26 protein-coding genes are annotated in these 23,534 nt (G+C 66.0%); 19 read left to right on the top strand and 7 right to left on the bottom strand.

What is annotated here, in order from left to right:
• Positions 1 to 22 precede the first annotated feature (22 nt).
• Together larC and NO363_RS07415 are read left to right on the top strand one after the other, a co-directional pair.
• Entirely contained in the window at positions 23 to 1,360 is a 1,338-nt protein-coding gene (larC, locus tag NO363_RS07420) for a nickel pincer cofactor biosynthesis protein LarC (protein WP_256684050.1), read from the top strand.
• Positions 1,361 to 1,407: 47 nt separating this feature from the next.
• Entirely contained in the window at positions 1,408 to 1,620 is a 213-nt protein-coding gene (locus NO363_RS07415; RefSeq protein WP_256684048.1) for a hypothetical protein, read from the top strand.
• A gap of 53 nt (positions 1,621 to 1,673) precedes the next feature.
• Here NO363_RS07415 and NO363_RS07410 read toward each other — a convergent pair whose 3' ends face one another.
• Positions 1,674 to 2,414: a hypothetical protein gene (locus NO363_RS07410; RefSeq protein ID WP_256684046.1), complete on the bottom strand. Its 741-nt coding sequence runs from the start codon at positions 2,412 to 2,414 to the stop codon at positions 1,674 to 1,676.
• An 83-nt stretch (positions 2,415 to 2,497) separates the two neighbouring features.
• On the opposite strand from NO363_RS07410, the gene radB reads away from it, so the two are divergent.
• Entirely contained in the window at positions 2,498 to 3,193 is a 696-nt protein-coding gene (gene radB / locus NO363_RS07405) for a DNA repair and recombination protein RadB (protein WP_256684043.1), read from the top strand.
• Here the strand turns inward: radB and coxB are convergent.
• Positions 3,190 to 4,035 (bottom strand): cytochrome c oxidase subunit II, encoded by an 846-nt coding sequence (gene coxB / locus NO363_RS07400; protein ID WP_256684041.1) that lies wholly within the window; start codon positions 4,033 to 4,035, stop codon positions 3,190 to 3,192. The two genes, radB and coxB, sit on opposite strands and share 4 nt — an antisense overlap.
• 112 nt (positions 4,036 to 4,147) lie before the next feature.
• Between coxB and NO363_RS07395 the strand changes: the two genes are divergently transcribed.
• Genes NO363_RS07395 through NO363_RS07380 form a run of 4 tightly spaced genes read left to right on the top strand, consistent with a single transcriptional unit; the run spans position 4,148 to position 7,577 of the window.
• Complete coding sequence (locus NO363_RS07395) at positions 4,148 to 5,563, top strand: heme o synthase (RefSeq protein WP_256684039.1); 1,416 nt, start codon at positions 4,148 to 4,150, stop codon at positions 5,561 to 5,563.
• A 41-nt stretch (positions 5,564 to 5,604) separates the two neighbouring features.
• Positions 5,605 to 5,835, top strand: a complete 231-nt coding sequence (locus NO363_RS07390; protein WP_256684037.1) for a SelT/SelW/SelH family protein — start codon at positions 5,605 to 5,607, stop codon at positions 5,833 to 5,835.
• Positions 5,836 to 5,883: 48 nt separating this feature from the next.
• Positions 5,884 to 6,834, top strand: a complete 951-nt coding sequence (locus NO363_RS07385; protein WP_256684035.1) for an ABC transporter ATP-binding protein — start codon at positions 5,884 to 5,886, stop codon at positions 6,832 to 6,834.
• A complete protein-coding gene (locus tag NO363_RS07380) occupies positions 6,831 to 7,577 on the top strand; it encodes an ABC transporter permease (protein ID WP_256684032.1) in 747 nt (248 codons plus the stop codon). Before NO363_RS07385 ends, NO363_RS07380 begins: the two co-directional genes overlap by 4 nt.
• Positions 7,578 to 7,673: 96 nt before the next feature.
• On the opposite strand, the gene NO363_RS07375 is transcribed toward NO363_RS07380, so the two are convergent.
• Entirely contained in the window at positions 7,674 to 8,282 is a 609-nt protein-coding gene (locus tag NO363_RS07375) for a DUF420 domain-containing protein (RefSeq protein ID WP_256684030.1), read from the bottom strand.
• Between the two features lie 87 nt (positions 8,283 to 8,369).
• On the opposite strand from NO363_RS07375, the gene NO363_RS07370 reads away from it, so the two are divergent.
• From NO363_RS07370 to NO363_RS07355, 4 genes are all read left to right on the top strand, one after another.
• On the top strand, positions 8,370 to 8,825 hold the full coding sequence (locus tag NO363_RS07370) for a hypothetical protein (RefSeq protein WP_256684028.1): 456 nt from the start codon (positions 8,370 to 8,372) through the stop codon (positions 8,823 to 8,825).
• A 58-nt stretch (positions 8,826 to 8,883) separates the two neighbouring features.
• Positions 8,884 to 9,303, top strand: coding sequence for a cobalamin B12-binding domain-containing protein (locus NO363_RS07365; protein ID WP_007741507.1), 420 nt, complete (start codon positions 8,884 to 8,886; stop codon positions 9,301 to 9,303).
• On the top strand, positions 9,300 to 10,349 hold the full coding sequence (gene meaB / locus NO363_RS07360) for a methylmalonyl Co-A mutase-associated GTPase MeaB (RefSeq protein ID WP_256684025.1): 1,050 nt from the start codon (positions 9,300 to 9,302) through the stop codon (positions 10,347 to 10,349). The genes NO363_RS07365 and meaB overlap by 4 nt, the downstream gene beginning before the upstream one ends.
• Positions 10,350 to 10,436: 87 nt before the next feature.
• On the top strand, positions 10,437 to 10,667 hold the full coding sequence (locus NO363_RS07355) for a hypothetical protein (protein ID WP_256684024.1): 231 nt from the start codon (positions 10,437 to 10,439) through the stop codon (positions 10,665 to 10,667).
• 4 nt (positions 10,668 to 10,671) lie between these two features.
• On the opposite strand, the gene NO363_RS07350 is transcribed toward NO363_RS07355, so the two are convergent.
• Genes NO363_RS07350 through NO363_RS07340 form a run of 3 tightly spaced genes read right to left on the bottom strand, consistent with a single transcriptional unit; the run spans position 10,672 to position 15,723 of the window.
• Positions 10,672 to 13,668 carry an FAD-binding and (Fe-S)-binding domain-containing protein gene (locus NO363_RS07350; RefSeq protein ID WP_256684023.1) on the bottom strand — a complete coding sequence of 999 codons (2,997 nt, stop codon included), beginning with the start codon at positions 13,666 to 13,668 and terminating at the stop codon, positions 10,672 to 10,674.
• Positions 13,669 to 13,723: 55 nt separating this feature from the next.
• Positions 13,724 to 14,686 (bottom strand): AEC family transporter, encoded by a 963-nt coding sequence (locus tag NO363_RS07345; protein WP_256684022.1) that lies wholly within the window; start codon positions 14,684 to 14,686, stop codon positions 13,724 to 13,726.
• Positions 14,687 to 14,739: 53 nt separating this feature from the next.
• Positions 14,740 to 15,723, bottom strand: a complete 984-nt coding sequence (locus NO363_RS07340) for an NADPH:quinone reductase (protein WP_256684021.1) — start codon at positions 15,721 to 15,723, stop codon at positions 14,740 to 14,742.
• 74 nt (positions 15,724 to 15,797) lie between these two features.
• Here NO363_RS07340 and NO363_RS07335 point away from each other — a divergent pair, with 74 nt between their 5' ends.
• The 5 genes from NO363_RS07335 to NO363_RS07315 all read left to right on the top strand — a co-directional run bounded on the left by NO363_RS07335 (position 15,798) and on the right by NO363_RS07315 (position 20,514).
• Positions 15,798 to 16,457 (top strand): glycerophosphodiester phosphodiesterase, encoded by a 660-nt coding sequence (locus NO363_RS07335; RefSeq protein ID WP_256684019.1) that lies wholly within the window; start codon positions 15,798 to 15,800, stop codon positions 16,455 to 16,457.
• 140 nt (positions 16,458 to 16,597) lie between these two features.
• Positions 16,598 to 17,740: an ADP-forming succinate--CoA ligase subunit beta gene (sucC, locus tag NO363_RS07330; RefSeq protein ID WP_256684017.1), complete on the top strand. Its 1,143-nt coding sequence runs from the start codon at positions 16,598 to 16,600 to the stop codon at positions 17,738 to 17,740.
• Positions 17,737 to 18,606 carry a succinate--CoA ligase subunit alpha gene (gene sucD, locus NO363_RS07325; RefSeq protein ID WP_256684015.1) on the top strand — a complete coding sequence of 290 codons (870 nt, stop codon included), beginning with the start codon at positions 17,737 to 17,739 and terminating at the stop codon, positions 18,604 to 18,606. The genes sucC and sucD overlap by 4 nt, the downstream gene beginning before the upstream one ends.
• Before the next feature lie 404 nt (positions 18,607 to 19,010).
• The gene (locus NO363_RS07320; protein WP_256684013.1) at positions 19,011 to 19,853 is read left to right on the top strand and encodes a ZIP family metal transporter; all 843 of its coding nucleotides are present in this window, start codon (positions 19,011 to 19,013) and stop codon (positions 19,851 to 19,853) included.
• A gap of 76 nt (positions 19,854 to 19,929) precedes the next feature.
• Positions 19,930 to 20,514 carry a DNA-3-methyladenine glycosylase family protein gene (locus tag NO363_RS07315; protein WP_256684012.1) on the top strand — a complete coding sequence of 195 codons (585 nt, stop codon included), beginning with the start codon at positions 19,930 to 19,932 and terminating at the stop codon, positions 20,512 to 20,514.
• A gap of 123 nt (positions 20,515 to 20,637) precedes the next feature.
• Here NO363_RS07315 and NO363_RS07310 read toward each other — a convergent pair whose 3' ends face one another.
• A complete protein-coding gene (locus NO363_RS07310) occupies positions 20,638 to 21,642 on the bottom strand; it encodes a cation diffusion facilitator family transporter (protein WP_256684011.1) in 1,005 nt (334 codons plus the stop codon).
• A 210-nt stretch (positions 21,643 to 21,852) separates the two neighbouring features.
• Between NO363_RS07310 and sdhC the strand changes: the two genes are divergently transcribed.
• From sdhC to NO363_RS07295, 3 genes are read left to right on the top strand one after another with little or no spacing between them, the layout of a single operon-like run.
• Positions 21,853 to 22,245: a succinate dehydrogenase, cytochrome b556 subunit gene (gene sdhC, locus NO363_RS07305; RefSeq protein ID WP_004053050.1), complete on the top strand. Its 393-nt coding sequence runs from the start codon at positions 21,853 to 21,855 to the stop codon at positions 22,243 to 22,245.
• On the top strand, positions 22,246 to 22,611 hold the full coding sequence (locus NO363_RS07300; protein WP_007741491.1) for a succinate dehydrogenase hydrophobic membrane anchor subunit: 366 nt from the start codon (positions 22,246 to 22,248) through the stop codon (positions 22,609 to 22,611).
• A 4-nt stretch (positions 22,612 to 22,615) separates the two neighbouring features.
• Entirely contained in the window at positions 22,616 to 23,470 is an 855-nt protein-coding gene (locus NO363_RS07295) for a succinate dehydrogenase/fumarate reductase iron-sulfur subunit (RefSeq protein ID WP_256684009.1), read from the top strand.
• Positions 23,471 to 23,534 lie beyond the last annotated feature (64 nt).

The following is a 23,534-nucleotide window of genomic DNA, read 5'->3' as shown; positions in this document are numbered from 1 at the left end:
CACGCCAACCCCCACCTCGACCATGCGAACACTGGCGTTCGACGGCCGTATGGGTGCGAGCGGCGACATGCTCTGCGGCGCGCTGCTCGCCGCCGGCGCGGATCCCGACGTGTTGACACCGGTCGAGAGGGCGCTTGACGTCCGATACGCGATCGATACGACGACGAAGAACGGTGTCGACGCGACGACCGTCACCGTTCTTCTGGACGACGAATCCACCGACGGCCACGGCCACAGTGAAGTCGACGACGATCGATCGCACGATCACACCCATTCTCACGACGACAACGATCACGAGCACACCCACGAGGGGCATGACCACCACGGCGATCACGACCATTCCCACGATCACACGCATGCCGAGGGTGCTGGCCCGACCCGATCGTACATCGAGGTCATCGAACTCGTCGAGTCGATAGGGCTCCCCGAGGAAGTCGAAAAGGACGCGACGGCGATCTTCGAGATCCTGGGCGAGGCGGAGGCGGCGGTCCACGGCACCGATCTCGATGCAACCCACTTCCACGAGGTCGGCGCTGACGATGCCATCGCGGACGTCGTCGGGGCGACGCTGCTGCTCGATTCGCTGGACGTCGAGCGCGTCGTGACGACCCCGATCGCGGGTGGCGGCGGCACGGTCGCGATGAGCCACGGCACCTATCCCGTGCCGGCACCCGCGGTGGTCGAGGTCGTCGAACGCGCCGACTGGGCGCTCCACGGTGGGCCGGTCGACGGCGAACTCCTGACTCCCACGGGCGCGGCGATCCTCGCACACCTCGCCGACGGCGTCGAGCGACTGCCCGCGCTCGATCTCGACGCGTCGGGCTACGGCGCTGGCGATCACGGTTTCCCCGAGCACCCGAACGTGCTCCGGGCGCTGGTCGGTACCAGTAGCGAGGGCCTCACGCGCGAGGGAATTCGCGTGCTCGAAACGAACCTCGACGACGCCCCGCCGGAGGTGCTCGGCGGGCTGCACGACAGCCTTAAACAGGCCGGCGCGCGTGACGTCTCGATCCTCCCGACGACGATGAAGAAATCCCGTCCGGGCCATCTCGTGAAGGTCATTGTCAAGTCCGAGGACGCAGAACGGGTCGCCCGCCGGCTCGCCGTCGAAACGGGAACCCTCGGCGTGCGCGAGACCGGCGCGCGCCACCGCTGGGTCGCCGAGCGCGTCTTCGAGACCGCGACGATCGCCGTCGAGAGCGAGGAGTACGAGGTCGCGGTGAAGATCGCCAGCGATTCTGAGGGAACGGTCTACGACGTGAGCGCCGAATACGACGACGCGAGCGTGATCGCCGCCGAAACCGACGTGCCGATCCGAGAGGTCATGCGGCGGGCCGAGAATACTGTTCGCAACAGTTGAGTACCACCGCCGGAAAGCATATCTATACGTGAATTGACGTGTAAACCATGAACATCCCTCTCTCGATCAGAGTCGTCGTAGTCGTCGTAGCAGTCCTCCTTGTCGATATTGCCGTCGCAGCTATCACCGAATCGCATGCAGCCGCTATCGTAGGCTGGTGGCTGGTCTACCTGCTCAGCGTGCTCGGAGCGATCGCAATCCTTGATGTCGTCGCTCGGGTCGGACGTATCGTACTGAGATGCCGGGGTTGCTCTTTCTGAGTCGACAACGCGCTTTGGCGACACGGCGCATTCTGTGAGTTTCTCGCTGTCCTTCATTGCTCGCGGTGCTCCGCAAGCGCTTCCTGGATACTCAGTTCGCCGGCGGCGACACGGCGGGCGAGCGTCTCGTCGATCTCGCGATTGGTATCCGACTGCTCGCGCGAGCGCGCCTTGATCACGTCGAGCTCGCCGACGGTGGGCTCGACGGTGCGCTCGCGGACCTGCTCGCCCGAGCGCCGGGCGATGTTGACGGCGGCGAGCACGTCGCCCATCCCGCGTGCACCGGTGCCGAGCGAAGGCGTCGTGCCGGTCTCGTCGACCAGCTCCACGGGAACGTCGAGTTCGTCGATGAGGGACGCGCCCGTGAGTCGCGCGCCGTCGCCGACACGGACGATCGGGTCCGCCGTATCGGCGATCTCGTCGGTAATGACGCCGCCGGCGTCGGCGAGCGGGACGTGAAACGCCGCGACCACCACGTCGCCCGAGAGCACGGCGATACCCGGACGATCGCCGGGATCGACGCCGACGATCGTCCGGCCACCGTCGCGCAGCGACGAGAGCGCGCTCTCGACCGCCCGCCGTGGCTCCGCTGGATCGGCACGGACGATCTCGATCTCTTCGTCGGATGTATCGTTCCTGTCGGGCACGTCGTCCCCGTCGCCGACGATGAGAACGTGCGTCCGCTCGGGAAGTTCGTCGCCGGGCTCCACCGTCGTGAACTCGACGCCGCGCTCGCGGAGCTCGGTGACGACGCCGTGATAGAGCTCGAAGTCGGCGGTGGCGACGACGATCACGTTCACACTCGATCGCCGGCACAAATAAACGCTCACCACGCGGCGACAGGACGACTTTTGGTCGGCGGGCAGCAACGGCCGCCGTGAGCGAACCGCTTTCGACCGGCTGTGGGGTGCTCGACGACCTCCTCGGTGGCGGGCTCCCGCGCGGAGCCGTCACGCAGGTCTACGGCCCGCCGGCCGCCGGCAAGACGAATCTCGCGCTGTCGGCGGCCGTCGAGACGGCCGTCGACGGCGATGCGAGCTACTACATCGACACCGAGGGGCTCTCCGTGGCGCGCTTCGAGCAGCTCGCGCAGGCACGCAGCGCCGATCTCGACGATCTCACCTCGCGCATCGTCGTCGCCGAGGCGCTCGATTTCGACGAACAGGAGGAGGCCGTCCGCGATGCCGAACAGCTCGCCGAGCGCACCTCGTTGATCGTGCTCGACAGCGCGACGGGTTTCTATCGCCTGGAGCGGACGAACCGGGAGGACGGCGAGGCGCTCCGACAGATCGGTCGTCAGGTGACGCATCTGCTGTCGCTCGCGCGCAAACACGATCTCGCCGTGTTGCTCACCAATCAGGTGTTCGCCGATCCCGAGAGCGAGTCGGGGCGGGCGCGGGCGCTCGGCGGCCACACGCTCTCACATCTGACGGGCACGATCCTCAGACTCGAACGGTTCCGAGCGGGCAACCGCCGAGCGACGCTCGAAAAACACGGCTCGAAAGCCGCCGGCGAGACCTGCCGGTTCGCGATCACGAACGACGGTCTCGAAGCGGTCGAAGAAGGGGTTTAGGCCGGGTTCGCGGCGACGGGGGCCAGCGACGAACTGTTCGCCGAGCCGCCAGCGCTCTCGTTCGAACCGCTACCGGATTTCTGCTCGTCGAGCCACGACTGGTACTCGCCCTGCGGCATGACCGTCATGTTGGCGAGCATCTTCGAGTGGCCGGAGCCACAGAACTCGGCGCAGTAGAGCTGGTAGGTGCCGGGTTCGGTGGCGTTGGTCATGATCGTGTTGTACTGGCCGGGGATGGCGTCCTGTTTGAGGCCGAGCGCCGGCACGTGGACCGCGTGGATGACGTCACGGGAGGTGATGTGGAGATAAACCGACTTGTTCGCCGGTATCGCGAGTTCGGTCGAGGAGTTGACGCCCGCGTCCGGATAGATGAACTCCCAGCCCCACTGGAAGGCGTCGATCTCGATCTCGACGGCCTGTTTGCTATCCGGGGCGGTCGCCCCTGAGCGGTTCGGATGCGTGACCGACGGTTGGAGCTGCTGTTGGGCCTGTGGCTGTGCCTGATTCCCGTCGGCGGTCAGCGCGATCGCCGGGTTGCCAATCACCGTGTAGGAGGCGACGCCGACGAACAGGAGGATGATCGCGGTGGCGATCGTCCACGTGATTTCGAGCCGTCGGTTCTCGCGGGTCGGCTGCGGATCGTCGTTGTTCCGAAATTTCCAGACTGCGTAGACCAGAATGACCTGGACGAGCAGCGTTATCGGGATCGCGACGTAGAGCAGCTTCGCGTTCAGTCCGTAGATGAGGTCCGCGTTGACCGACTGTGCCAACACCGGTTCCGTCGCAGCGAGAACGGCCCCGACCACCAGCAGGGCATACCGCCCGAGACGCGTTTTGGTCATCTGTCCGCGCTTCGGTAGTGGAGCATAAATACCTGCTGACTCCCCTGTCGATGGCCGAAAACGCGGGGCCTAAGTACGCCGATTGCGAAGATCGAAATCGAGTCACAACACCGTGACAGCCAACACAGCCACCGAGCGCAGACGGGTGACGACGCTGCTTGCGGCCGCGGCCATCGGCGTCTATCTCCTCATCGTCGTCGGAGCGACGACGGCGCTGACCGAGGCGACGCAAGCCTGCTCGACCTGGCCGCTCTGTGGCACCGATCTCTCCGATCCGCGCGTGCTCATCGCGTGGGGCCACCGCCTCGCGGCGCTCGTCGTCGGCGTCGTCGTCCTCGCGGCGCTCGTCACGACCTGGCGCTCGTCCACGTCGCGACGCGCGAAGGCTGCCCTGCTCGTCCCGTTCGTTCTCTACCCCGTCCAGATCGGGTTGGGCGCGCTCGCCGCGACCGCCTCGGCCGACTGGCTCTCGACGCTCCACCTGCTCTCCGGGATGGCGATCTTCGTCGGGCTCGTCCTCGCGCTCGCGTGGACACTCGAACTCGGCACCGACGACACGGCACCGGTCACGGATCCGGATCCACTCACGGCCACACCGACCGACACCGACACTGGCGAAAATCCGTCACTGCAAACCCCGTCACCGCCATCCGGCCCGCTCGCCAGCGCGAGGCGGATCGGCGCGGCGTATTTCAGACTGATGAAGCCACGTCTGATGTGGCTGCTCTGTCTCGTGGCGGCCGCCGGGATGGCGCTCGCGGCCGGGCCGTCGCTCGATGCCGGGATCGTCGTCAGAGTGCTCGGTGGCGGCGTGCTCGCGATCGGTGCGAGCGGCACGTTCAACCACGTACTCGAACGCAAGAAGGATCGGAAGATGCAGCGGACGAACGACCGCCCGATCGCCACCGATCAGGTGGGCGTGACGAACGCGCTCGCCTTCGGCGTCCTGCTCGCGGCCGCCTCGCTCGCGCTGTTCCTCTCGGTCAACCTGCTGGCGGCCGCGCTCGGCCTCTGTGCCATCCTCTTTTACAGCGTGATCTACACGCTCGTGCTCAAACCGAACACCGTACAGAACACCGTTCTGGGTGGCGCTGCGGGCGCGCTCCCCGCGCTCATCGGCTGGGTCGGGGTGACGGGAACGGTGGGCGTGCCGGGACTCGCGCTCGCGGGCGTCATCTTCCTCTGGACGCCGGCGCACTTCTACAACCTCGCGCTCGCGTACAAGGACGACTACGCCCGCGGCGGCTTTCCGATGCTGCCCGTGGTCCGTGGCGAACGCGTCACCCGTCGGCACATCGTCTGGTATCTCGCGGCCACGCTGCTCGGCGCGAGCGTGTTGTCGGCAGTCACGTCGCTCGGCTGGCTCTACGCCGGCGCAACGGTCGCGTTCGGCGCACTGTTCCTCTGGACGGTCGTCAGACTCCACCGCGAGCGCAGCGAACAGGCCGCCTTCCGTGCGTTCCACGCCTCGAACGCCTATCTCGGCGCGCTGCTGTTCGCCATCGTTATCGACGCCATCCTACTTTGAGCCGGCGATAGGCGTAAATCGGCCGAGACGCAATCCCGTCCATGGCGACAGTCGAGATCGAATACTGCGTTCCTTGTGGCTTCCTCGAACGTGCCGAAGACGTCCAGCACGCGCTGCTCACGAACTTCGGTGCCGAACTCGACCGCGTGGCGCTCGTCACCGGCGATCACGGCGTCCTCGAAGTGCGTGTCGACGGCGAGACGGTCTTCGAGAAGGGCGAGGACGAGTACGACGTCGACGGCATCACCCGCGAGGTACGCGGTCGGCTCTGACGCTCGTCGAATCGAACCCCTTAGAACGGCCGCGGCCGTCGATCCAGCATGGATGCGGTACTGCGTGCTGAGGACGTTCGCCGGGAGTACGGCGAGACGGTGGCGCTCGACGGCGTCTCGCTGTCGGTCGCCGCCGGCGAGGTGTTCGCGCTGGTCGGCCCGAACGGCGCGGGCAAGACGACGCTCGTGCGTGCGCTGACCGGTACCACCGCGATCGACGGCTCGGTGTCGCTGTTTGGCTCGCCACCCGACGCGGTCGAGAACGCACGCCTCGGCGTGCTTCCCCAATCGTTTTCGCCGCCGGCACGGCTGAGCGCACGCGAACTGCTCGACTACTACGCCGGTCTGTACGACGATCCACGTGACATCGAGAGCGTTCTGGACGACGTCGGGATAACCGGCAGCGCCGATACACGGTACGAAGACCTCTCGGGCGGCCAGCAGCGCCGGACCTGTGTCGGCGCGACGCTCGTCAACGATCCCGACCTGCTGGTGCTCGACGAGCCGACGACGGGGATCGATCCGGCCGGCCGACGCGCGCTCTGGCGTCTTCTGGAGGGGCTCGCGGCCGGTGGCACGACGATCCTCCTCACCACCCACTACATGGCCGAGGCCGAACGGCTCGCCGATCGGGTGGGGCTGCTCGCCGACGGCCAGCTGGCCGCCGTCGGCACGCCCGGCGATCTCGTCGCTGAATACGGCGGCCGGTCCAGACTCGAAATCGAGACCGACGCCGACACGACGGCGCTCGGCGGACTTGACCACACGATCGACTCCCACCCGACGGGCATCGTCGTGGGCGACGTTTCGGCGACCGAGATCGGGACGGTGGTGGATGCGCTCGAACGGAACGCTATCGAATACGGCGAGCTCGCGTGGCGACAGCCCGACCTGGAGGACGTCTATCTCACGGTGACCGACGAGAGCCGTTCGCGCGACGGCATCGACGACGACCGTTCGCTTGCGGATACGGGACAGGAAGCGGAGATGGTACAGTGACCGCGACCGGACGGGTCGGTGCAGCGACCAGCGCGGCGTGGCGCTCGTTCCTGCGCCGGCGGACGGCCGTCTTCTTCACCTTCTTTTTCCCCGTGATCCTCATCCTCATCTTCGGCGTGCTGGTCGGCACGCGCCCGACCGGCGGCGGACTCTTTACGGAGTCACCGGCGTACTACGTGCCGGGCTATCTGGCCGTCGTCGTGCTCTTCACGCCGCTCTCGCGCGTCGGTAGCACGGTCGCACGCCACCGCGATGGCAATCGCTTCGAGAAACTCGCCAGTACGCCGCTCACCCGCCCGGAGTGGCTGCTCGCCCAGACGCTGGTCAACGTACTGATCATCGGGTTCGCGGGCCTGCTCATCCTCGGACTCGTCGTCCTCCTCACGGGTGCGGACGTGACGCTCTCGGTCGTCGTCGTCCCGTTCGTCGTCGTCTCGGTCGCGCTGTTCTGTGGCGTGGGCGCGCTTCTCGGCAGCCTCGCCGACTCTCAGGACGGGGTCATCGCGGCGAGCAACTCGCTGGCGCTCCCGCTGCTCTTCCTGTCCGATACGTTCGTGCCGCCCGATCTGCTTCCCGAGTGGTTCCAGCCGGTGATGAACGTCTCGCCGCTGACGTACTTCGCCCGCGGCGTGCGCACGGTCGTCACCGGCGGGAGCGGCTGGGAGCTCGATCTCGTGGTTCTCTGCGTGCTCGCGGTCGTCTTTTTCGCGCTCGGGGCGTACGCCCTGCCGCGCACGGACTGATCGGGAAGTTGCGACTCGGTTTTCATTCTGGAACGGAATCGTCGTACAGGGATCGCCGCGAGTCGCCGGATCGAGGGTGCTCTCGGTTCGACGGTGCTACCGCGGCATCCAGCTGTAGAGATGGTTCAGCAGGAAGTAGGTCACGACGCCCAAAAACAGGCTGAGCGACCACGAGGCGACCGCGATGCGGCCGATGCGTGCGTGGGCGGTCTCCTTGAGCTCGGCGGGTGTGTGGGTCAGCCCGAGCACGACCGGGTAGATGACGACGGGAACCGCGATCGCCGACAGTAGGATGTGGATCGCGAGCATCATCAGATAGAGCGGTCTGATGAGACCGGCGTAGCCGGCGAGGAACTGGCCCTGTTCGATGACGATCTCCTTCTCGAACCCGCCGCCGACCTTCCAGAGGTAGAGCACGAGGAAGACCATGATGAGTCCGAAGGCGGTGAGCATCGCCGCGCGGTGGCGACGGACGTCGTCGTGACGGATGAAGTAGAAGCCGACGAGCAGCGCCGTCAGCGCGAGACTGTTGACGACGGCGATGGCGTCCGAGAGCAGGAGCACCGTCCCGTCGTCGATCGGCGGAAAGATATCGAGGACGCCGGCGAACGTCCCGATGACGAGCACGTAGCCGATCACCGAGAGGACGGCGGTCGCCGCGAGCGGATGCTCCTTGACGGGGCCGTGCGTGCTGGCTGTTGCCATTCCCGGCCGTTGGCACGTTCGAACTATCGGTCTTCTGGTTCGGCGCGGCGGGGGAAGATATTTATTGGCGGTTTCGACAGTAAATGTATGGTCCGATCGCTCCTTCGGAGCACGCTGCTCACGCGATACTCGTCGCTCCGATTCCTCCTGATGCTCCTCGGTGTCTGCGTGCTGCTCGCCAGCGGGCCGATCTGGCTCGGGACGGCCGATTTCGATTACCAGTTCGGCTACGACGGCCAGGTCGGCGAGCCGAGCTTCCAACAGCAAGCGCAGACGACGCCGTACCGACAGCTCGACGCCGAGACGAAACGCATCGTCGACAACGCCATCGACGGACAGAGCTATAGTTTCGAGGACGACGGCCTGAGCCTGCCGAAATACGTCTCGCGTGACGGGACGTTCTACGGGTTCACGTCCAGGAGAGCGGTCGACTGGACGAACCCGGGTTCGTTTGTCCCGATTCTGACCGCACTGGCCGGGTTCTGGCTGGTCTTCGAGGCGGTCCAGCACGAGCGCCGGCAGCTCGGACCGCACGGCTACTGACGATCGTGCATCGTTTTTCACCGATAAACACAAATCGGCGGCGACTGAATGGGCGTGCATGAGTGCAGAGCAGACACAGCGCCCCATCCGCTGTCTCGTCGCCAAGGTCGGACTCGACGGCCACGACCGCGGCGCGCACGTCATCGCGCGCGCCTTCCGCGATGCGGGCTTCGAGGTCGTCTATTCCGGCCTCCACCGCTCGCCGGACGAGGTCGTTCAGGCCGCCGTCCAGGAGGACGTCGACGTCCTCGGGATCTCCATTCTCTCGGGGGCACACAACACGCTCGTCCCCAAAATCCTCGACGGACTCGACGAGTACGGTGCGCTCGACGACACGCTCGTCATCGTCGGCGGGATCGTCCCCGACAAGGACGAGGACGAGCTCAGAGAACGGGGCGTCTCGGCCATCTTCGGCCCCGGCGCGTCGATGGAGGACACCATCGAGTTCGTTCGCGAGAACGCCCCCGAGCGCGAATGAGCGAGCTGCTCGACCGCCTGCTCGACGGCGATCATCGCGCGCTGGCGCGGGCGATCACGAAGATCGAAAACCGCATGCCGGGCCACCGTGAACTGGTCTCCTCGCTCTACGATCACACCGGCAACGCCGAGGTGATCGGCATCACGGGCAGCCCGGGCGCGGGCAAATCCACCCTCGTCGACAAGGTCGCCGAACACTACCGGAGCCAGGGCCTCACCGTCGGCGTCATCGCCATCGACCCCTCTTCACCCTTCACCGGCGGCGCGGTGCTCGGCGACCGCATCCGGATGGCGTCCAACGTGGGTGACATGGACGTGTTCTTCCGCTCGATGAGCGCGCGCGGGAGCCTCGGCGGTGTCTCCATCGCCACCGCCGACGCGGTGAAGGCGCTCGACGCCTTCGGCAAGGATCGGATCATCGTCGAGACCGTCGGTGCAGGGCAAAACGAGATCGACATCGTGAAAACCGCCGACACGGTGACGGTGCTCGTCCAGCCCGGCAGCGGCGACGACGTACAGATGCTCAAGGCCGGCATCCTGGAGATCGCCGACGTGTTCGTCGTGAACAAGGCCGATCTCGACGGGGCCGATAGGACGGTCCAGGAGCTACAGGAGATGCTCCAGCTGCGCGATGACGACCGCGGGCGCTCCTCGACCGACCACCACGCGGGCCATCACGCCGAGTCGGCCGAGGCGGTCGCACTCCAGCGTACGGAGGCCGAAAACGGCTGGATGCCGCCGATCGTCGAGGCGGTCGCCACCCATGGCGAGGGCGTCGAGGAGTACGTCAGCGCGCTCGACGACCATCGCGCACATCTCGAAGCGACGGGCGAACTCGACGCGAAGGCGCGCGCCCGCTACGCCGAGGAGATCCGAACCCTTCTGCGCGAGGACACCGCCGACCTCCTCACCGAGGAGATCGCCGCCCGTGGCGGTATCGAGGAACTCGTCGCGGGCGTCACGGCCGGCGAGACCGACCCCTACGAGATCGCGGATAGCGTGCTCGACCCCATTACCGACTGCGCCCGCCAGCGGCGCGATTCCTGAACCGAACGGTTCGAGAAAACGGATGATACCGTGGCGCGCGGTAGGCCACCGCAACCGGTATAGGCGAGCGCGAGATACCATCGATCCATGAAACCGCTTCCCGTAGCGGTCGGACTGGTGGCCGTCAGCGTTGCCGTCGCCGTCGTGTTCGGTAGCCCCGACGCAGCAGCCCTTCCCGTCGAACTGTCAGGCGGCGCAGCAGTCGTGCTCCAGCTCGAAGGGGTACAGGATCTCATCGAGCGCATCGACGCGATCCTCGAATCGGTCGTCGACCTACTGCGGACGATCGGTCAGCTGTTCGGCGAGTCGGGCGGCTGAGGCGTCAGCGCGTGATCGCCAGCGCGACCTTCTCGATCGGATGACGCGGCGGGGTTTCGCCGGGTCGATCGCCGAGTTGGGTCCGACAGGAGGTGCCGGGAGCGACCACTTCCTCGCCGCCGCTCTCGTCGACCTGCTCGAAGAGGATGTTGCCGATCGCTTGCGAGAGGTCGTAGTGTTCTTCCTCGTAGCCAAAGGAGCCGGCCATGCCACAGCAGCCCGAATCGAGCGGGTCCACGGCGTAGCCGGCCCGTCTGAGAACGCCGACCGCGTGGTGGTCCTTGTTGAGCGCCTTCTGGTTGCAGTGGCCATGGTAGGTGAGCGACTCGTTCTGTCCCTCGAAGTCGATTTCATCATCGAGCCGCAGCACGTCGATGTATTCGAGAACGCCGTAGGCGTTGCCGGAAACACGCTCGGTCGCGCCGTCCTGGGGAAGGAGATCGAGATACTCGTCCTGGAACATCACGGCGTCCGAGGGTTCGGTGAAGACGATCGACCAGCCGTCCCGAACGTAGGGATCGAGCACCGCGACGTTCGTCTCTGCACGCCCGCGAGCCTCGTCGAGAAAACCCTTCGAGTAGGCCGGTCGACCGCTCGACACCACGTCGTCGGGGATCTCGACATGGACACCCGCCGCTTCGAGCGTCAAGATTGCGGCCTTCCCCGGCGTGGTGTTGCTGTAGTTCGTGTAGGTGTCGGGAAAGAGAAGCGCCTTCTCGTTGGCGTCGGCGAGCGGGACCTGAGAGCCGCCGCGGGCGGTGAACCACTCCTCCAGACTCTCGCGCTCGAAGTGGGGGAGTTCGCGCTCCGCGGCGATGCCGGCGATCCGTTCCATCGCGGTTCGCGCGCCCGGTAGTTTCGTCCCCCAGTTCGACAGCGGCGCAAATCGGCTGCCGAGCGCGGCAAGGCTATCGATGTTGGCGAAGAGGCGCTCGCGGAGGCCCGCTCCCTCGCGCTCGTGGTACTCGTGTTTGACCTCCGTCTTGATTTTCGCCATGTCGACACCCGTCGGACAGTCGCTCTTGCAGCCCTTACAGCCCACACAGAGGTCGAGCACTTCCTCCTGGAACCGCTCGGAGAACATCTCTTCTTCTGATATCTCGCCGGAGATCCCCGCCCGGAGCATGTTCGCCCGCCCGCGCGTCGTCTGGATCTCCTCCTTCGAGGCACGGTAGGTCGGACACATCGTGTTCGAATCGGTCTGGCGGCAGGTGCCACAGCCGTTGCAGAGTTCGATGGCGTGCGAAAAGCCGCCCTCGCGCTCGAAGTCCATCTCGGTCTGCGGTTCGAGTGAGGAGTAGTCCGCCCCGTACCGGAGGTTCTCGCGCATGTCGGCTGGATCGTCCTCCCAGTAGACGACCTTCCCGGGGTTCATCCGCCGGTCGGGATCGGCGGCGAGTTTGAGCTCCTGGAACGCGCTCCAGAGCGCCTCGCCGTACATCTTCGGGTTGAACTCCGTGCGCGCGAGGCCGTCGCCGTGCTCGCCCGAAAAGGAGCCGTCGTGCTCCAGCACGAGCGAGGTGACGTCCTCGGAGATCGAGTGCATCGTCTCGATCCCCTCGCCGTCTTTGAGATTCAAGATCGGCCGTATGTGGAGCGTCCCCGACCCGGCGTGCGCGAAGTACGCCGCCGACGTGTCGTGGGCTTCGAGAACCTCCTCGAACTCCCCGACGTACTCGGCAAGCTCTTCGGGCGGCACGGTCGCGTCCTCGATGAACGGGTAGGGTTTCGGATCGCCCTCCAAGCTCATTAGGAGCGGGATCGCGGCCTTGCGGAGTTTCCAGAGCTTCAACTGATCTTCCTCGGTGTAGGCCTCCAGTACCTCGAAGGCGCTTCCCTCGTCGACGAAGTGGGCGTTCGTCTCGCCGATCGCGTCCTCGAAATCGTCCCGGAGCTCCGAGTCGTATTCGAGCATCAGCGCCGCGGCCGTCCCCTCGGGGATCGGTTCGGCGTACTGCGCGAACTCCGTCGATTCGCTCGCCAGCCGGAACACCTCGTCGTCCATCAGCTCGACGGCGCTCACGTCGAAGTCGAGCGCCTCGGGGACGGCCTCCATCGCGTCGCCCAGACTCTCGAAACAGTAGAGCGCCAGCGCGGTCTCGTCCGGTTTGCTCACGAGTTCGAGCGTTGCCTCGACGATCGTCCCCAGAGTCCCCTCCGCGCCGACGAACAGCTTCGTGAGGTTGATCACCTCCTCGCCGGCCTCGTTCTTGTCAATGACTTTGTGGAGGTTGTAGCCCGACACCGACCGTTTCAGGGTCGGATAGCGCTCGGCGATCTCCGCCTCGTTCCCCTCGACCAGTTTCCGTACCGTGCGATAGAGTTCGGCCTCGCGGTCCTCTTTCCCTACTATGCCATCCCACTCGGGGCTGTCGAGGACCACCTCGCGGGTGTGGATCAGCGAGCCGTCGGCGAGCACGACCCGCAGCTCCGCGGTGTAGGCGTCGGTGATGCCGTAGCGCACCGAGTGCGCGCCGGTACTGTTGTTGCCGATGCCGCCGCCGATCGTGGCTCGGTTCGAGGAGGCGGGATCGGGCGCGAACTTGAGATCCCACCGATCGAGGTAATCGTCGAGATGGTCCTGGACGACGCCGGGCTGGACGGTTGTAGTTTTCCCGTCGGGATCGACATCCAGGATCGAGTCCATGTGGCGGGTCGTGTCGAGCACGACACAGCCCGGTCCCACGGCTTGCCCGGCCAGCGACGAACCGGTGCCGCGCGGGAGCACCGGCGTGTCATGGTCGGCGGCGACACGGATCGCCGCCCGCACGTCCTCGGTGTCGCGCGGGCAGACCACGCCGGCGGGCCGAGCCTGATAGATACTGCCGTCGGTCGCGTAGAGGATCTGTGAGTATTCGTCGAAGCGCACTTCGCCACGGACCTGCTCGCGGAGATCGTCGGCGAGTGCCCGATACTCGGCGACGTCGGCGTGGTCGTGATCGAGCGAATCGGCCGAAGTCTGGATGTCCGGTGGGTCGTAGAACTCGTCGTCGACGGCCATACACTCAGTGGGCACGAAGCGCTGTTAAGAGCTATGATAACGGATACCAACTCCGTTACAACAGCGACTCGACGAGGCCGGATTTGAGGAGCGTTATCAACAGCGTCAGTACGGGCACACTCAGGAGCGTCGTCGTGAGGACGGCCGCACTGACGTACTCCGGGCCGCTGACACCCGTCGGGGACTCACCGCCCAGCTCGATGAGCAGGATGAGCGACGTTATCGCCGCCGGCGCGGCACATTCGAGGACGAACACGCGCGCGACGGTCGTGTTCCCGAAGTCGAGCACGCTCGCGATGGCGAGCCCGACGACCGGCGCGACGAGGAGTTTGAAGACGTTCGCCGGGCCCACGCGCGACAGCGCCGCCCCGTAGTTCGCGCTCGCCAGCTGGATCCCGACGAGAATGAGCATCAGCGGGATCGACGCGTCGCCGACGAGCTGGATCGTCGTCATCGTCGCGCCGTCGGCCGGTGGGACGAGCCCGAGCGCGCGCACGACGAGTGCGAGCACGACCGCGTAGACCAGCGGCAGTCTGAACACTTTCGTGAGCGCGCCGAGACCGCGCGCGCCGCCGGCCCGCGAGGCGAGATACACGCCGACGGTGTAGATGACGACGCTCTGAGCGACCAGATAGAGGACCGCCGTCGCCCGCCCGGTCTCGCCGAAGGCGAACTCCGAGAGGGGGATCCCGTAGTTGCCCGAGTTCGAGAAGGCGCTCACCAACACGAACGCGCTCTGTATCGGTTCGCTCTCGCCGAGGACGCGGCCGACGCCTTCAGCGAGCCCGACCATGGCCAGGATGAAGACGACGACACCGACGAACACCTTCGCCAGCGTCGCGCCGCCGACCGTGGTCGTCGTGAGGCTGTGGAAGACCAGTGCCGGCACGAGCACGTAGACGGTGACGGTGTTGAGCGGGCCGACATCGATCTCGCGGACACGCCCGAGGACGAAGCCGACCGCCGCGATCGTGACGATGGGGAGGATGGCCGTGGCGAAGACCGAGAGCAGCGACATGGCCCGCCCTACTCAACACCGGGTTACGAACGTTGCGAGACGATCCGGGCCGATCACTGCCCCGGAACGAGCACGAGTTTTCCGAGGAAACTCTCCTCCAGAACGGCGCGCTGGGCGTCGCCCGCCCCGTCGAGTCCGTACTCGCGGGCGATGTCGATCGTGAGATCACTCGTATCCATCAACTGGGCCAGCCGGGCGAGCAGCACGCGGAACTCGGGCGTGTTGAACATACTCATGAACTGGTAGGAGACGTCCTTACTTCGGGCGACGCCGTCGTTCTCCAGCCCGACCGCCGGATCGCTCTCGCCGATGCCGACCACCCGCGCGCCGGTCGCGGCCACGTCAGCATCGAACTGGAGGTAGTCGTCGAGACGGTGGTCGAGGATCACGTCGACGCCATCGGTGCCTGGACCCGCGCTCGCGATTTCCTGCACCGCGTCGGCGAGATCGTCCCGCGAGTAATCGAAGACCGTGTCGGCACCCAGTTCGGCGAGTCGATCGTGGTAGTCCGGGCTGGCGGTCGTCAGCACCCGTGCGCCGGCCGCGGCGGCGAGCTGGACCGCGACGTGGCCGACCCCGCCGGAGCCACCGTGGACCAGACAGGTTTCGCCGGGTTCGAGCGCCGCGTGATCGACGAGCGCGCGCCAGGCCGTCACGCCGGCGACGCCCGCCGCACCCGCCGCAGTCGTATCCACGCTGTCGGGCAGCGTGACGAGTCGATCCGTGGGGACGGCAACGCGCTCGGCGTAGCCACCGTAGTGGTCGCGGCCGATGCCCGTCCCGTAGACGCGATCGCCGGCCGCGAACCCTTCGACCGCGGAGCCGGTCTCGTGGACTTCGCCGGCGACATCGGTCCCCGGGATCATCGGGAGCGCGAACGGTTCGTATCCTCCTTCTCGGAAGTAGGTATCGACGGGGTTGACGCCGGCGGCGTGGACGTCGACGAGCACTTCATCGTCGCCAGGTGTCGGGTCGTCGATCTCCTCTGTTTTGAGCACGTCCGGACCGCCGTGATCGTGGTATCTGACGGCGCGCATGACGGTGACTCGTCGACCGGCGAGAAAAAGCTACCTCCGAGAAGGATTTGTACGTCGGCGGCCAAACGGCCCTGATGCGGCTGATCGCCCACCGCGCTTTCGCCGACCGCTATCCCGCGAACACGCTTGTCGCCATCGAGAACGCGATCGCCGACGCGGACATGATCGAACTCGACGTTCGACGGTGTGGCTCGGGCGAGCTCGTCGTCTTCCACGACGAGGTGGTCGACCGGGCGACCGACGATTCCGGGCGCGTCGACGAGCTCCCACTCTCTCGGCTCGAAGCGCTCGACGTACACGACACGAATACTGGAATTGTGTCGCTTACGGAGGCTGCCGACGCGATCCCAGATGGAACGGGGATCAATCTCGAACTGAAGGAGCGCGGGATCGCGAACGAGGCGGTCGCCGCTGCTTCGACGGTCGACAATGAGGTCATCGTCTCCTCGTTCGACGGCGAGGCGCTCGATCAGCTCGACACCGACGACCCCACGGTGGAGCTGGCCTACCTCTTCGGGCTGAACACCGACGAAGACTTCGAGAACGCACTCGCGCTCGACTGCGAGTATATCCACGTCCACTGGAGCCACTGGCTGCTGACCGACGCGATCGAGCGCGCCCACGACGCCGGCATGGCGGTGAACGTCTGGACGATCGACAGTTCGATCGCGACCGATCTGCTCGCTCGTGCGGGCGTCGACGGCGTCATCGCCGATTCGCCGGACGTGCTCTGAGTGAGAAGGGGCGGCGAACAGCGATCGGGGGCTGCAAGCGGCGACATGTCCACGATCTGTCCGACGAGAGCCCGTTCACCGGAACGAGCGACGTCGTGAATCGCGGGGATTTATGCGCTCGCCACTCCGTTCACGAGGTGATGCGACTCCACGAATATCAGGCAAAAGAGGTCTTCGCCGAGGCCGGCATGCCGACGCCCGAGTCAGCGCTGGCCGAAAGCACCGACGAGGTGCTCGACGCGGCCGAATCGATCGGCTATCCGGTCGCGGTGAAGGCACAGGTCCACGTCGGCGGACGGGGGAAGGCCGGCGGGATCGAACTCGCCGAGAACGACGACGAGGCCCGCGAGGCCGCCGACTCGATTCTCGGGATGGATCTCAAGGGCTACACCGTCGAGCGCGTGCTCGTCGAACAGGCCGTGGATTTCGTCGACGAACTCTACGTCGGCGTGACGATGGACCGCGGCGCGGGCGAGCCCGTGGCGATGGTCTCCTCGGAGGGTGGCGTCGACATCGAATCGGTCGCCGAGGAGAGCCCGGAGGCCATCGCGCGCGAACACGTCGATCCCGCCTTCGGCATGCACCACTACCAGGCTAACCGCGCGGTCTACGATGCGGGCGTCGATCGCGAGGTCGCCTCCGACGTCGCGAGCGTGCTCACGACGCTGTTCGACCTCTGGGAGAACCGCGACGCGAGCGAGGCCGAGATCAACCCGCTGATGATCACGGGCGACGACGAGGTCGTCGCTGCCGACGCGGTGATGAACATCGATGACGACGCTCTCTTCCGCCAGCCAGACCTCGCCGAAATGGAGGAGGCCGCGGCGGGCGACGATCTCGAAGCGAAGGCCAACGAGTACGGGTTCGACTACGTCCGCCTCGACGGCAACGTGGGCATCATCGGCAACGGTGCGGGGCTCGTCATGACGACGCTCGATCTCGTCGACTACTACGGCGGCGAACCGGCGAACTTCCTGGATATCGGTGGCGGCGCGAAGGCCGAACGCGTGGCGAACGCGCTCGACATGGTTTTCTCGGACGACAACGTCGATAGCGTCGTCTTCAACCTCTTCGGGGGCATCACCCGCGGCGACGAGGTGGCACGCGGCATCAACAGCGCCATCGAGGAGTTCGACGAGCTCCCGAAACCCGTCGTCGTCAGGCTGGCTGGGACGAACGCCGAGGAGGGCATGGAGATCTTGAACGCCGACGCGCTCGACGTCGAGCAGACGCTCGAAGGCGCGGTCCAGCGAGCCGTCGAGCAGGCCGGGGGTGCGCAATGAGCGTGCTCGTCGACGAGGACACGCGCGTGGTGGTTCAAGGAATCACTGGCGGCGAGGGCGAGTTCCACGCCGGTCAGATGATGGAGTACGGGACGAACGTCGTCGCCGGCGCAGTCCCGGGACGTGGCGGCGAGGAAGTTCATGGCGTTCCAGTCTACGACACGGTCGCCGGCGCTGCCGAGGCCGAGAACGCCGACGCGTCCGTTGTCCTCGTCCCGCCGGCCTTTGCGGCCGACGCGATCTTCGAGGCGCTCGATTCGCCCGTCGATCTGGTGGTGGCGATCACCGAGGGCATCCCGACCCAGGACATGAGCCGCGTCAAGAAGCGCCTCGGCGAGACCGACAAACATCTCGTCGGACCGAACTGTCCCGGCGTGATCACACCCGGCGAAGCCAAGTTGGGAATCCTGCCGGGTAACATCTTCTCGTCGGGCAACGTGGGACTCGTCTCGCGCTCGGGCACCCTGACCTACCAGGTCGTCGACAACCTCACCGATCGCGGGCTGGGTCAGACGACGGCGATCGGCATCGGCGGCGACCCGATCATCGGGACGGACTTCGTCGACGCGCTCTCGCTGTTCGAAAGGGACCCGGCAACCGAGGCGGTCGTGATGTGCGGCGAGATCGGCGGCAGCGACGAGGAGGAGGCCGCCCGATACATCGACGCGAACATGGACACGCCCGTGGCGGGCTTCATCGCGGGCCGAACCGCGCCCGCCGGCAAGCGGATGGGTCACGCCGGCGCGATCGTGAGCGGTTCCGGTGCCGGCACCGCCGAGAGCAAGATCGAAGCGCTCGGCGACGCCGGCGTCCCCGTCGGCGACACGCCCGAGGAAGTCGCTGACAACGTCGAAGAGCTGCTGTAACCCGACGATTTCCCGTTTTCGATCGTCTCCGAGATCAGTCCTGCGTTCCGATCGGCCCTGAATCGGCGACCACCAGCAGGGCGTGGCAATTGGTAACAACATTTAAGAAACTGGCTGTGCAACCGTGGGATGCAGACACACGAGGTCTGCGCTACGCTCGGCCGACACGGGGCCGCCGAGTGTGGGAGCATACGCGAACCACGGGCCGGGGGCCAAACCGGCCGGCCCGTTTTTCGCTCGCGATCACGAACGGTAGCACCGACGACAACGAACTGTTTCGGAGACGAAACACATATCCTTTCATCCGACTAAACGAGTCGTTGGATGCAGCACAGGAGCCGTTTATCGGCTACGACGAACGATACGATGCCCCCCGAAGATCACCACCGTCGGACGGCGGACCCATGTTAGAGGAGTTGTTCGTCCGGCTAGCCGGCACGGACCCGATCTGGCAGGCGCTCGTCGGCGGGCTGGTGATCGCCGGGCTCAACGCCGTCGGCGCGCTGTCGGTGATCGTCTGGCGCGATCCGAGCGAGCGCGCGCTCGACGGCGCGCTCGGCTTCGCCGGCGGCGTCATGCTCGCAGCGAGTTTCACGAGCCTCATCATCCCCGGCATCGAGGAGTACGCCAACGGGAGCCTCTTCCCGGTCGTCGTCGGCGTCCTGCTCGGCGCGATCGTCCTCGACCGCGGTGAGAAATGGGTTCCCTACGTCCAGCGTCTCGTCACCGGTCGCAGCAAGGAGGAGCTCTCAGCCGACGGGGGCGAGGCAGTTGCAGCCCACCGCGCTGCCAGCGAGCGTCGCATCACCCCACTCATCATCTTCATCGTCGCGATCACGCTGCACAACATGCCCGAGGCACTCGCGGTCGGTGTCGGCTTCGGCTCGGGTAACCTGAGCAACGCCATCGCGCTGATGCTCGCCATCGGCATCCAGAACATCCCGGAGGGGCTCGCGGTCGCGGTCGCCGCCCGCAACGCCGGGCTCGGCTCGCTGTTCTACGCCGGCATCACGGGGATCCGCTCGGGGCTCGTCGAGCTCCCGATCGCCGTCTTCGGCGCGGTTGCGGTTTCGTTCGCCGCTCCCCTCCTGCCCTACGCGATGGGCTTTGCCGCTGGCGGCATGCTCTACGTCATCATCGACGAGATCGTCCCCCAGACCCACGAGCGCGGCCACGAGCGGGTGGCGACGCTCGGCACGATCGTCGGACTGGTCGTGATGCTCTCGCTCGACGTCGCGCTCGGCTGAGATCGATTCGGATGCGTCGCTGGCGAGCGATCGCCGCGACCACAACCGATATCGCCGTCACACACCCATTCGAGACGTGTCCGACGCCCACGAGACGCTCCGCGAGGATCCCGTACTGCGCGCGCTCGTCGAGGAGTTCGGTGAACTCGAGATCGACACCGCTGAAGACCCCTTCGAGCGACTGGTCGTCTCGATCATCAACCAGTCGGTCTCGACGGCCTCGGCGAACGCCGTCCGCGAACGTGTCTTCGAGCGCTTCAACGAGATCACGCCAGCGGCAGTGCTCGCGGCCGACGCCGACGAACTCAGCGATGCGGGTCTCGGGGAGACGAAAACCGAGTACGTCAGAAACGCCGCCCGCGCGTTCCGCGAGCGCGATCTCGGTCGCGAGGGGCTCGCCGACGCGTCCGACGAGGAAGTCATCGACGAGCTCGGCGAGATCCATGGCGTCGGCGAGTGGACCGCGCGGATGTATCTCATCTTCGCGCTCGGTCGTGAGGACGTCCTCCCGCTGGGTGATCTCGCGGTGCGCCGCGGCATCGAATCGCTGTACGGTGATGGCGAGGAGTTGACGCGTGCGGAGATGCGTGAGATCGCCGAACGCTGGCGACCCTACCGCAGCCTCGCCACGCTCTACATCTGGCACCACTACGAGTCGTAGCCCTCGCGACGATCGGTGCGCACGCCATACCGGCCGGTTCGATCCTTTCCTTCCCCCTCGATTGTCCGTCGATACGACCCGTTCTCGTGGCGGGTATGGTCGAGCGGGTCCGGCGTCTGTCGGTCAGCGGTGATCGTGGGCAGTGAGGTGAGCGTGATCGTCCTCGCTGGATGGACAGAGTTCGACGGTCGCGTGATCGACGTCGTTCGTGGCGAGCACGTCGTGTACGCGTCGGGTGAGCGCGTTGTCGTCGGCGGCGGTGTCGGCTTCGACGTGTGCGGTGGCGATGATGATCTCGCTGCAGATCTGCCACGCGTGGAGGTCGGCGACCCGCTCGACACCGTCGGTCTCCTCGATCGTCGCGCGCACTGCCGCGACGTCGAACGGCGTGCGGTGGAGGAAGATCCGGCCGCTCCCGCGCAGGAGCTTGCCCGCGCTCCAGACGATCACGAGCGCGATGAGCCCCGCCGTGATCGGGTCGACGATCCGGACTCCCGTGTATTCGACCGCGAGCACGGAGACGATGACCGCGATCGACCCGCCGGCATCGCCGAGGAGATGGTAGAACGCGCCGCGCTCGTTGAGGCTCATCTCGCCGCCCTCGATGACGTAGACCGACAGCAGATTTATCACGAGACCGCCGACGGCGATGGCGAGCGTCGGCCCGGTGGCGATGGCGACGGGGTCGACGAAGCGCTGGTACGCCTCGTAGAGGATGAAGCCGACCATCGGGAGCAGGAGTGCGCCGTTGACGAACGCCGAGAGCGGTTCGAGCCGGTGGAGGCCGAACGAGTAGCGATCGTCGGTGCCGTAGCGAGCGGCGACGTAGGAGGCAGCGAACGCCATCACGTACGCGAGCGCGTCGAACAGCATGTGGATCGCGTCGCTCAACAGGGCGACCGAGCCGAACAGCAGGCCACCGGCGAGCTCGGCGAGGAAGCCGAGCAGGTTGATCACCGCGACGAGCGCGAGGTTGCGGGTGCTCGTGTCGCCGTGGCTGCCTGTGTGGCTGTGACCGTCCACACGATCGTGACCGGTCGCGTGATCGTGGTCGTGGCCCGTCTCGTCTCCGTGGCTGCCGACTCCACCACCCTCTTGCTCACCAGTGTGCACTGGCGTATCGCTCATTACCAACTATCGGTTCTCCGACTGTATTAACTCTACTGTCAAAATGACTCCGGTTGCTGGCCATGATTAGCAATTTATTTGCTATGAGTTATTATCGATATGCCCGCCGTCCATTGCCGGTATCGGCCGTGGATCGGGAGCCGTCGTGCGGTCTGTGGCGCTATCCGGTGACGTAACGCCTTTATCATGCGGGTTCGACCGTTAACGTGCATGAGTCAGTCGCATAATCGGGGTCTCATCGAGGACTTCGGGCGGTGGCGGGAGTTCGCGCCCGGCATGTGGGCGTGGATATTTCACAAGTTCACCGGCTGGGTGCTCATCGGCTACCTGTTCACCCACGTCGCCGTGCTGAGCACCGCGATCTCCGGCCCGCAGTTGTACACGACGACGCTGCGCTCGCTCGAAAGTCTGCTGTTGGTTCGCGTTCTCGAAGTGGGGCTGCTCGCCGTGGCGACCTTCCACATCATGAACGGGATCCGGCTGCTGTTCATCGATCTCGGCGTGGGTCTCGAATCGCAGGACAAGAGCTTCTACGCATCGCTCGTGCTGACGGGTGCGATCGCCGTCGCGAGCGTGCCGACCTTCCTCTCGGGGGCCTTCTGAATGGCCGAACGCTACTCCTCGTTCGATCGGCGCGGCTGGGCGTGGTTCCTCCAGCGACTGACCGCGGCGTTCCTCGTCATCGTGCTCGCCTTCCACTTCATGCTGCTGCACTTCGTCAACCACGCCTACGAGATCACTTTCCTGGGCTCGCAGGCGCGGATGAGCCAGGTAGGCTACTTCGTCACGATGGTGCTCTTCCTCGTGACGGCGACGTTCCACGGCGTCAACGGCGTGTTCAACGCGCTGGTGAACCAGGGTCTGAAGGGCACCCAGAAGAAGGTCGTTCTTGGCGTGCTGGCAATCGCCGGCGTTGGACTCGTCGTGCAGGGGATCCGACTCGCACTCGCGATGACGGGACTGGTGTAAACACATGAGTACACAGCTACAACGAAGCGAACAGGAAACGGACGAATCGCCACAAGAGCAGCGCCTCGAACGCAAGAGCCTCACCGAGGGCGAACGCGAAGCCCAGCGCACCGAAGAGGAATCGACCGGCGACGAGACGCCGCGCGCACACCTCAAGGTGTTCCGCTACGATCCGGAGGTCGAAGCCAAACGCGAGCCGCGCTTCGACGACTTTCACGTGCCCGCACCGCAGGGGACGACCGTGCTCGATGCACTGATGTACGCCCGCGACGAGTTCGACTCGACGCTCACCTTCCGGCACTCCTGCCGGCAGGCGGTCTGTGGCTCGGACGCGCTGTTCATCAACGGTTCACAACGGCTGGGCTGCCAGACGCAGATCCAGGATCTGGACCAGCGGCCCGTGCGCGTCGAACCGCTCCCCCACCAGGAGGTCGAGAAGGACCTCGTGGTCGACATGGAGCATTTCTACGACCAGATGGAGGCCGTCGAGCCGTACTTCCAGGGCGAGACGCCCGACGAGGAGGAGCAGCTCCAGAGCCGCGAGAACCGCGAGAAAGTGAAGATGAGCACGCGCTGTATCTGGTGTGGAGCCTGCCAGTCCTCGTGTAACATCGCCGCCGGCGACAACGAGTATCTCGGCCCCGCCGCGATCAACAAGGCCTACCGGTTCGCGATGGACGAGCGCGAGGACGACGACATCAAGCAACACCGGATGAACATCCTCGAACAGGAACACGGCGTCTGGCGCTGTCAGACCCAGTTCTCCTGTACCGAGGTCTGCCCGAAGGACATCCCGCTCACCGAGCACATTCAGGAGATGAAGCGCGAGGCAGTGAAGGACAATCTGAAGTTCTGGTAACGTAATAGAGTTATCTAGCACGGAGGCGAAGCACGTGAAAATGGCGAGGACTTTTGCGGACTTC

The organism is Halococcus qingdaonensis (assembly GCF_024508235.1).
Lineage (GTDB): Archaea > Halobacteriota > Halobacteria > Halobacteriales > Halococcaceae > Halococcus > Halococcus qingdaonensis.
The sequence above is the reverse complement of the archived record's forward strand: the minus strand, read 5'-3'. Positions and strand labels throughout refer to the sequence as shown.

Coding starts and splice junctions, on each gene's coding strand:
- larC (WP_256684050.1), top strand. CDS start 23: ATGCGAACACTGGCGTTCGACGGCCGTATGGGTGCGAGCGGCGACATG.
- NO363_RS07415 (WP_256684048.1), top strand. CDS start 1,408: ATGAACATCCCTCTCTCGATCAGAGTCGTCGTAGTCGTCGTAGCAGTC.
- coxB (WP_256684041.1), bottom strand. CDS start 4,035: ATGACCAAAACGCGTCTCGGGCGGTATGCCCTGCTGGTGGTCGGGGCC.
- NO363_RS07390 (WP_256684037.1), top strand. CDS start 5,605: ATGGCGACAGTCGAGATCGAATACTGCGTTCCTTGTGGCTTCCTCGAA.
- NO363_RS07385 (WP_256684035.1), top strand. CDS start 5,884: ATGGATGCGGTACTGCGTGCTGAGGACGTTCGCCGGGAGTACGGCGAG.
- NO363_RS07375 (WP_256684030.1), bottom strand. CDS start 8,282: ATGGCAACAGCCAGCACGCACGGCCCCGTCAAGGAGCATCCGCTCGCG.
- NO363_RS07370 (WP_256684028.1), top strand. CDS start 8,370: ATGGTCCGATCGCTCCTTCGGAGCACGCTGCTCACGCGATACTCGTCG.
- NO363_RS07365 (WP_007741507.1), top strand. CDS start 8,884: ATGAGTGCAGAGCAGACACAGCGCCCCATCCGCTGTCTCGTCGCCAAG.
- meaB (WP_256684025.1), top strand. CDS start 9,300: ATGAGCGAGCTGCTCGACCGCCTGCTCGACGGCGATCATCGCGCGCTG.
- NO363_RS07355 (WP_256684024.1), top strand. CDS start 10,437: ATGAAACCGCTTCCCGTAGCGGTCGGACTGGTGGCCGTCAGCGTTGCC.
- NO363_RS07350 (WP_256684023.1), bottom strand. CDS start 13,668: ATGGCCGTCGACGACGAGTTCTACGACCCACCGGACATCCAGACTTCG.
- NO363_RS07345 (WP_256684022.1), bottom strand. CDS start 14,686: ATGTCGCTGCTCTCGGTCTTCGCCACGGCCATCCTCCCCATCGTCACG.
- NO363_RS07340 (WP_256684021.1), bottom strand. CDS start 15,723: ATGCGCGCCGTCAGATACCACGATCACGGCGGTCCGGACGTGCTCAAA.
- NO363_RS07335 (WP_256684019.1), top strand. CDS start 15,798: ATGCGGCTGATCGCCCACCGCGCTTTCGCCGACCGCTATCCCGCGAAC.
- sucC (WP_256684017.1), top strand. CDS start 16,598: ATGCGACTCCACGAATATCAGGCAAAAGAGGTCTTCGCCGAGGCCGGC.
- sucD (WP_256684015.1), top strand. CDS start 17,737: ATGAGCGTGCTCGTCGACGAGGACACGCGCGTGGTGGTTCAAGGAATC.
- NO363_RS07320 (WP_256684013.1), top strand. CDS start 19,011: ATGTTAGAGGAGTTGTTCGTCCGGCTAGCCGGCACGGACCCGATCTGG.
- NO363_RS07310 (WP_256684011.1), bottom strand. CDS start 21,642: ATGAGCGATACGCCAGTGCACACTGGTGAGCAAGAGGGTGGTGGAGTC.
- sdhC (WP_004053050.1), top strand. CDS start 21,853: ATGAGTCAGTCGCATAATCGGGGTCTCATCGAGGACTTCGGGCGGTGG.
- NO363_RS07300 (WP_007741491.1), top strand. CDS start 22,246: ATGGCCGAACGCTACTCCTCGTTCGATCGGCGCGGCTGGGCGTGGTTC.
- NO363_RS07295 (WP_256684009.1), top strand. CDS start 22,616: ATGAGTACACAGCTACAACGAAGCGAACAGGAAACGGACGAATCGCCA.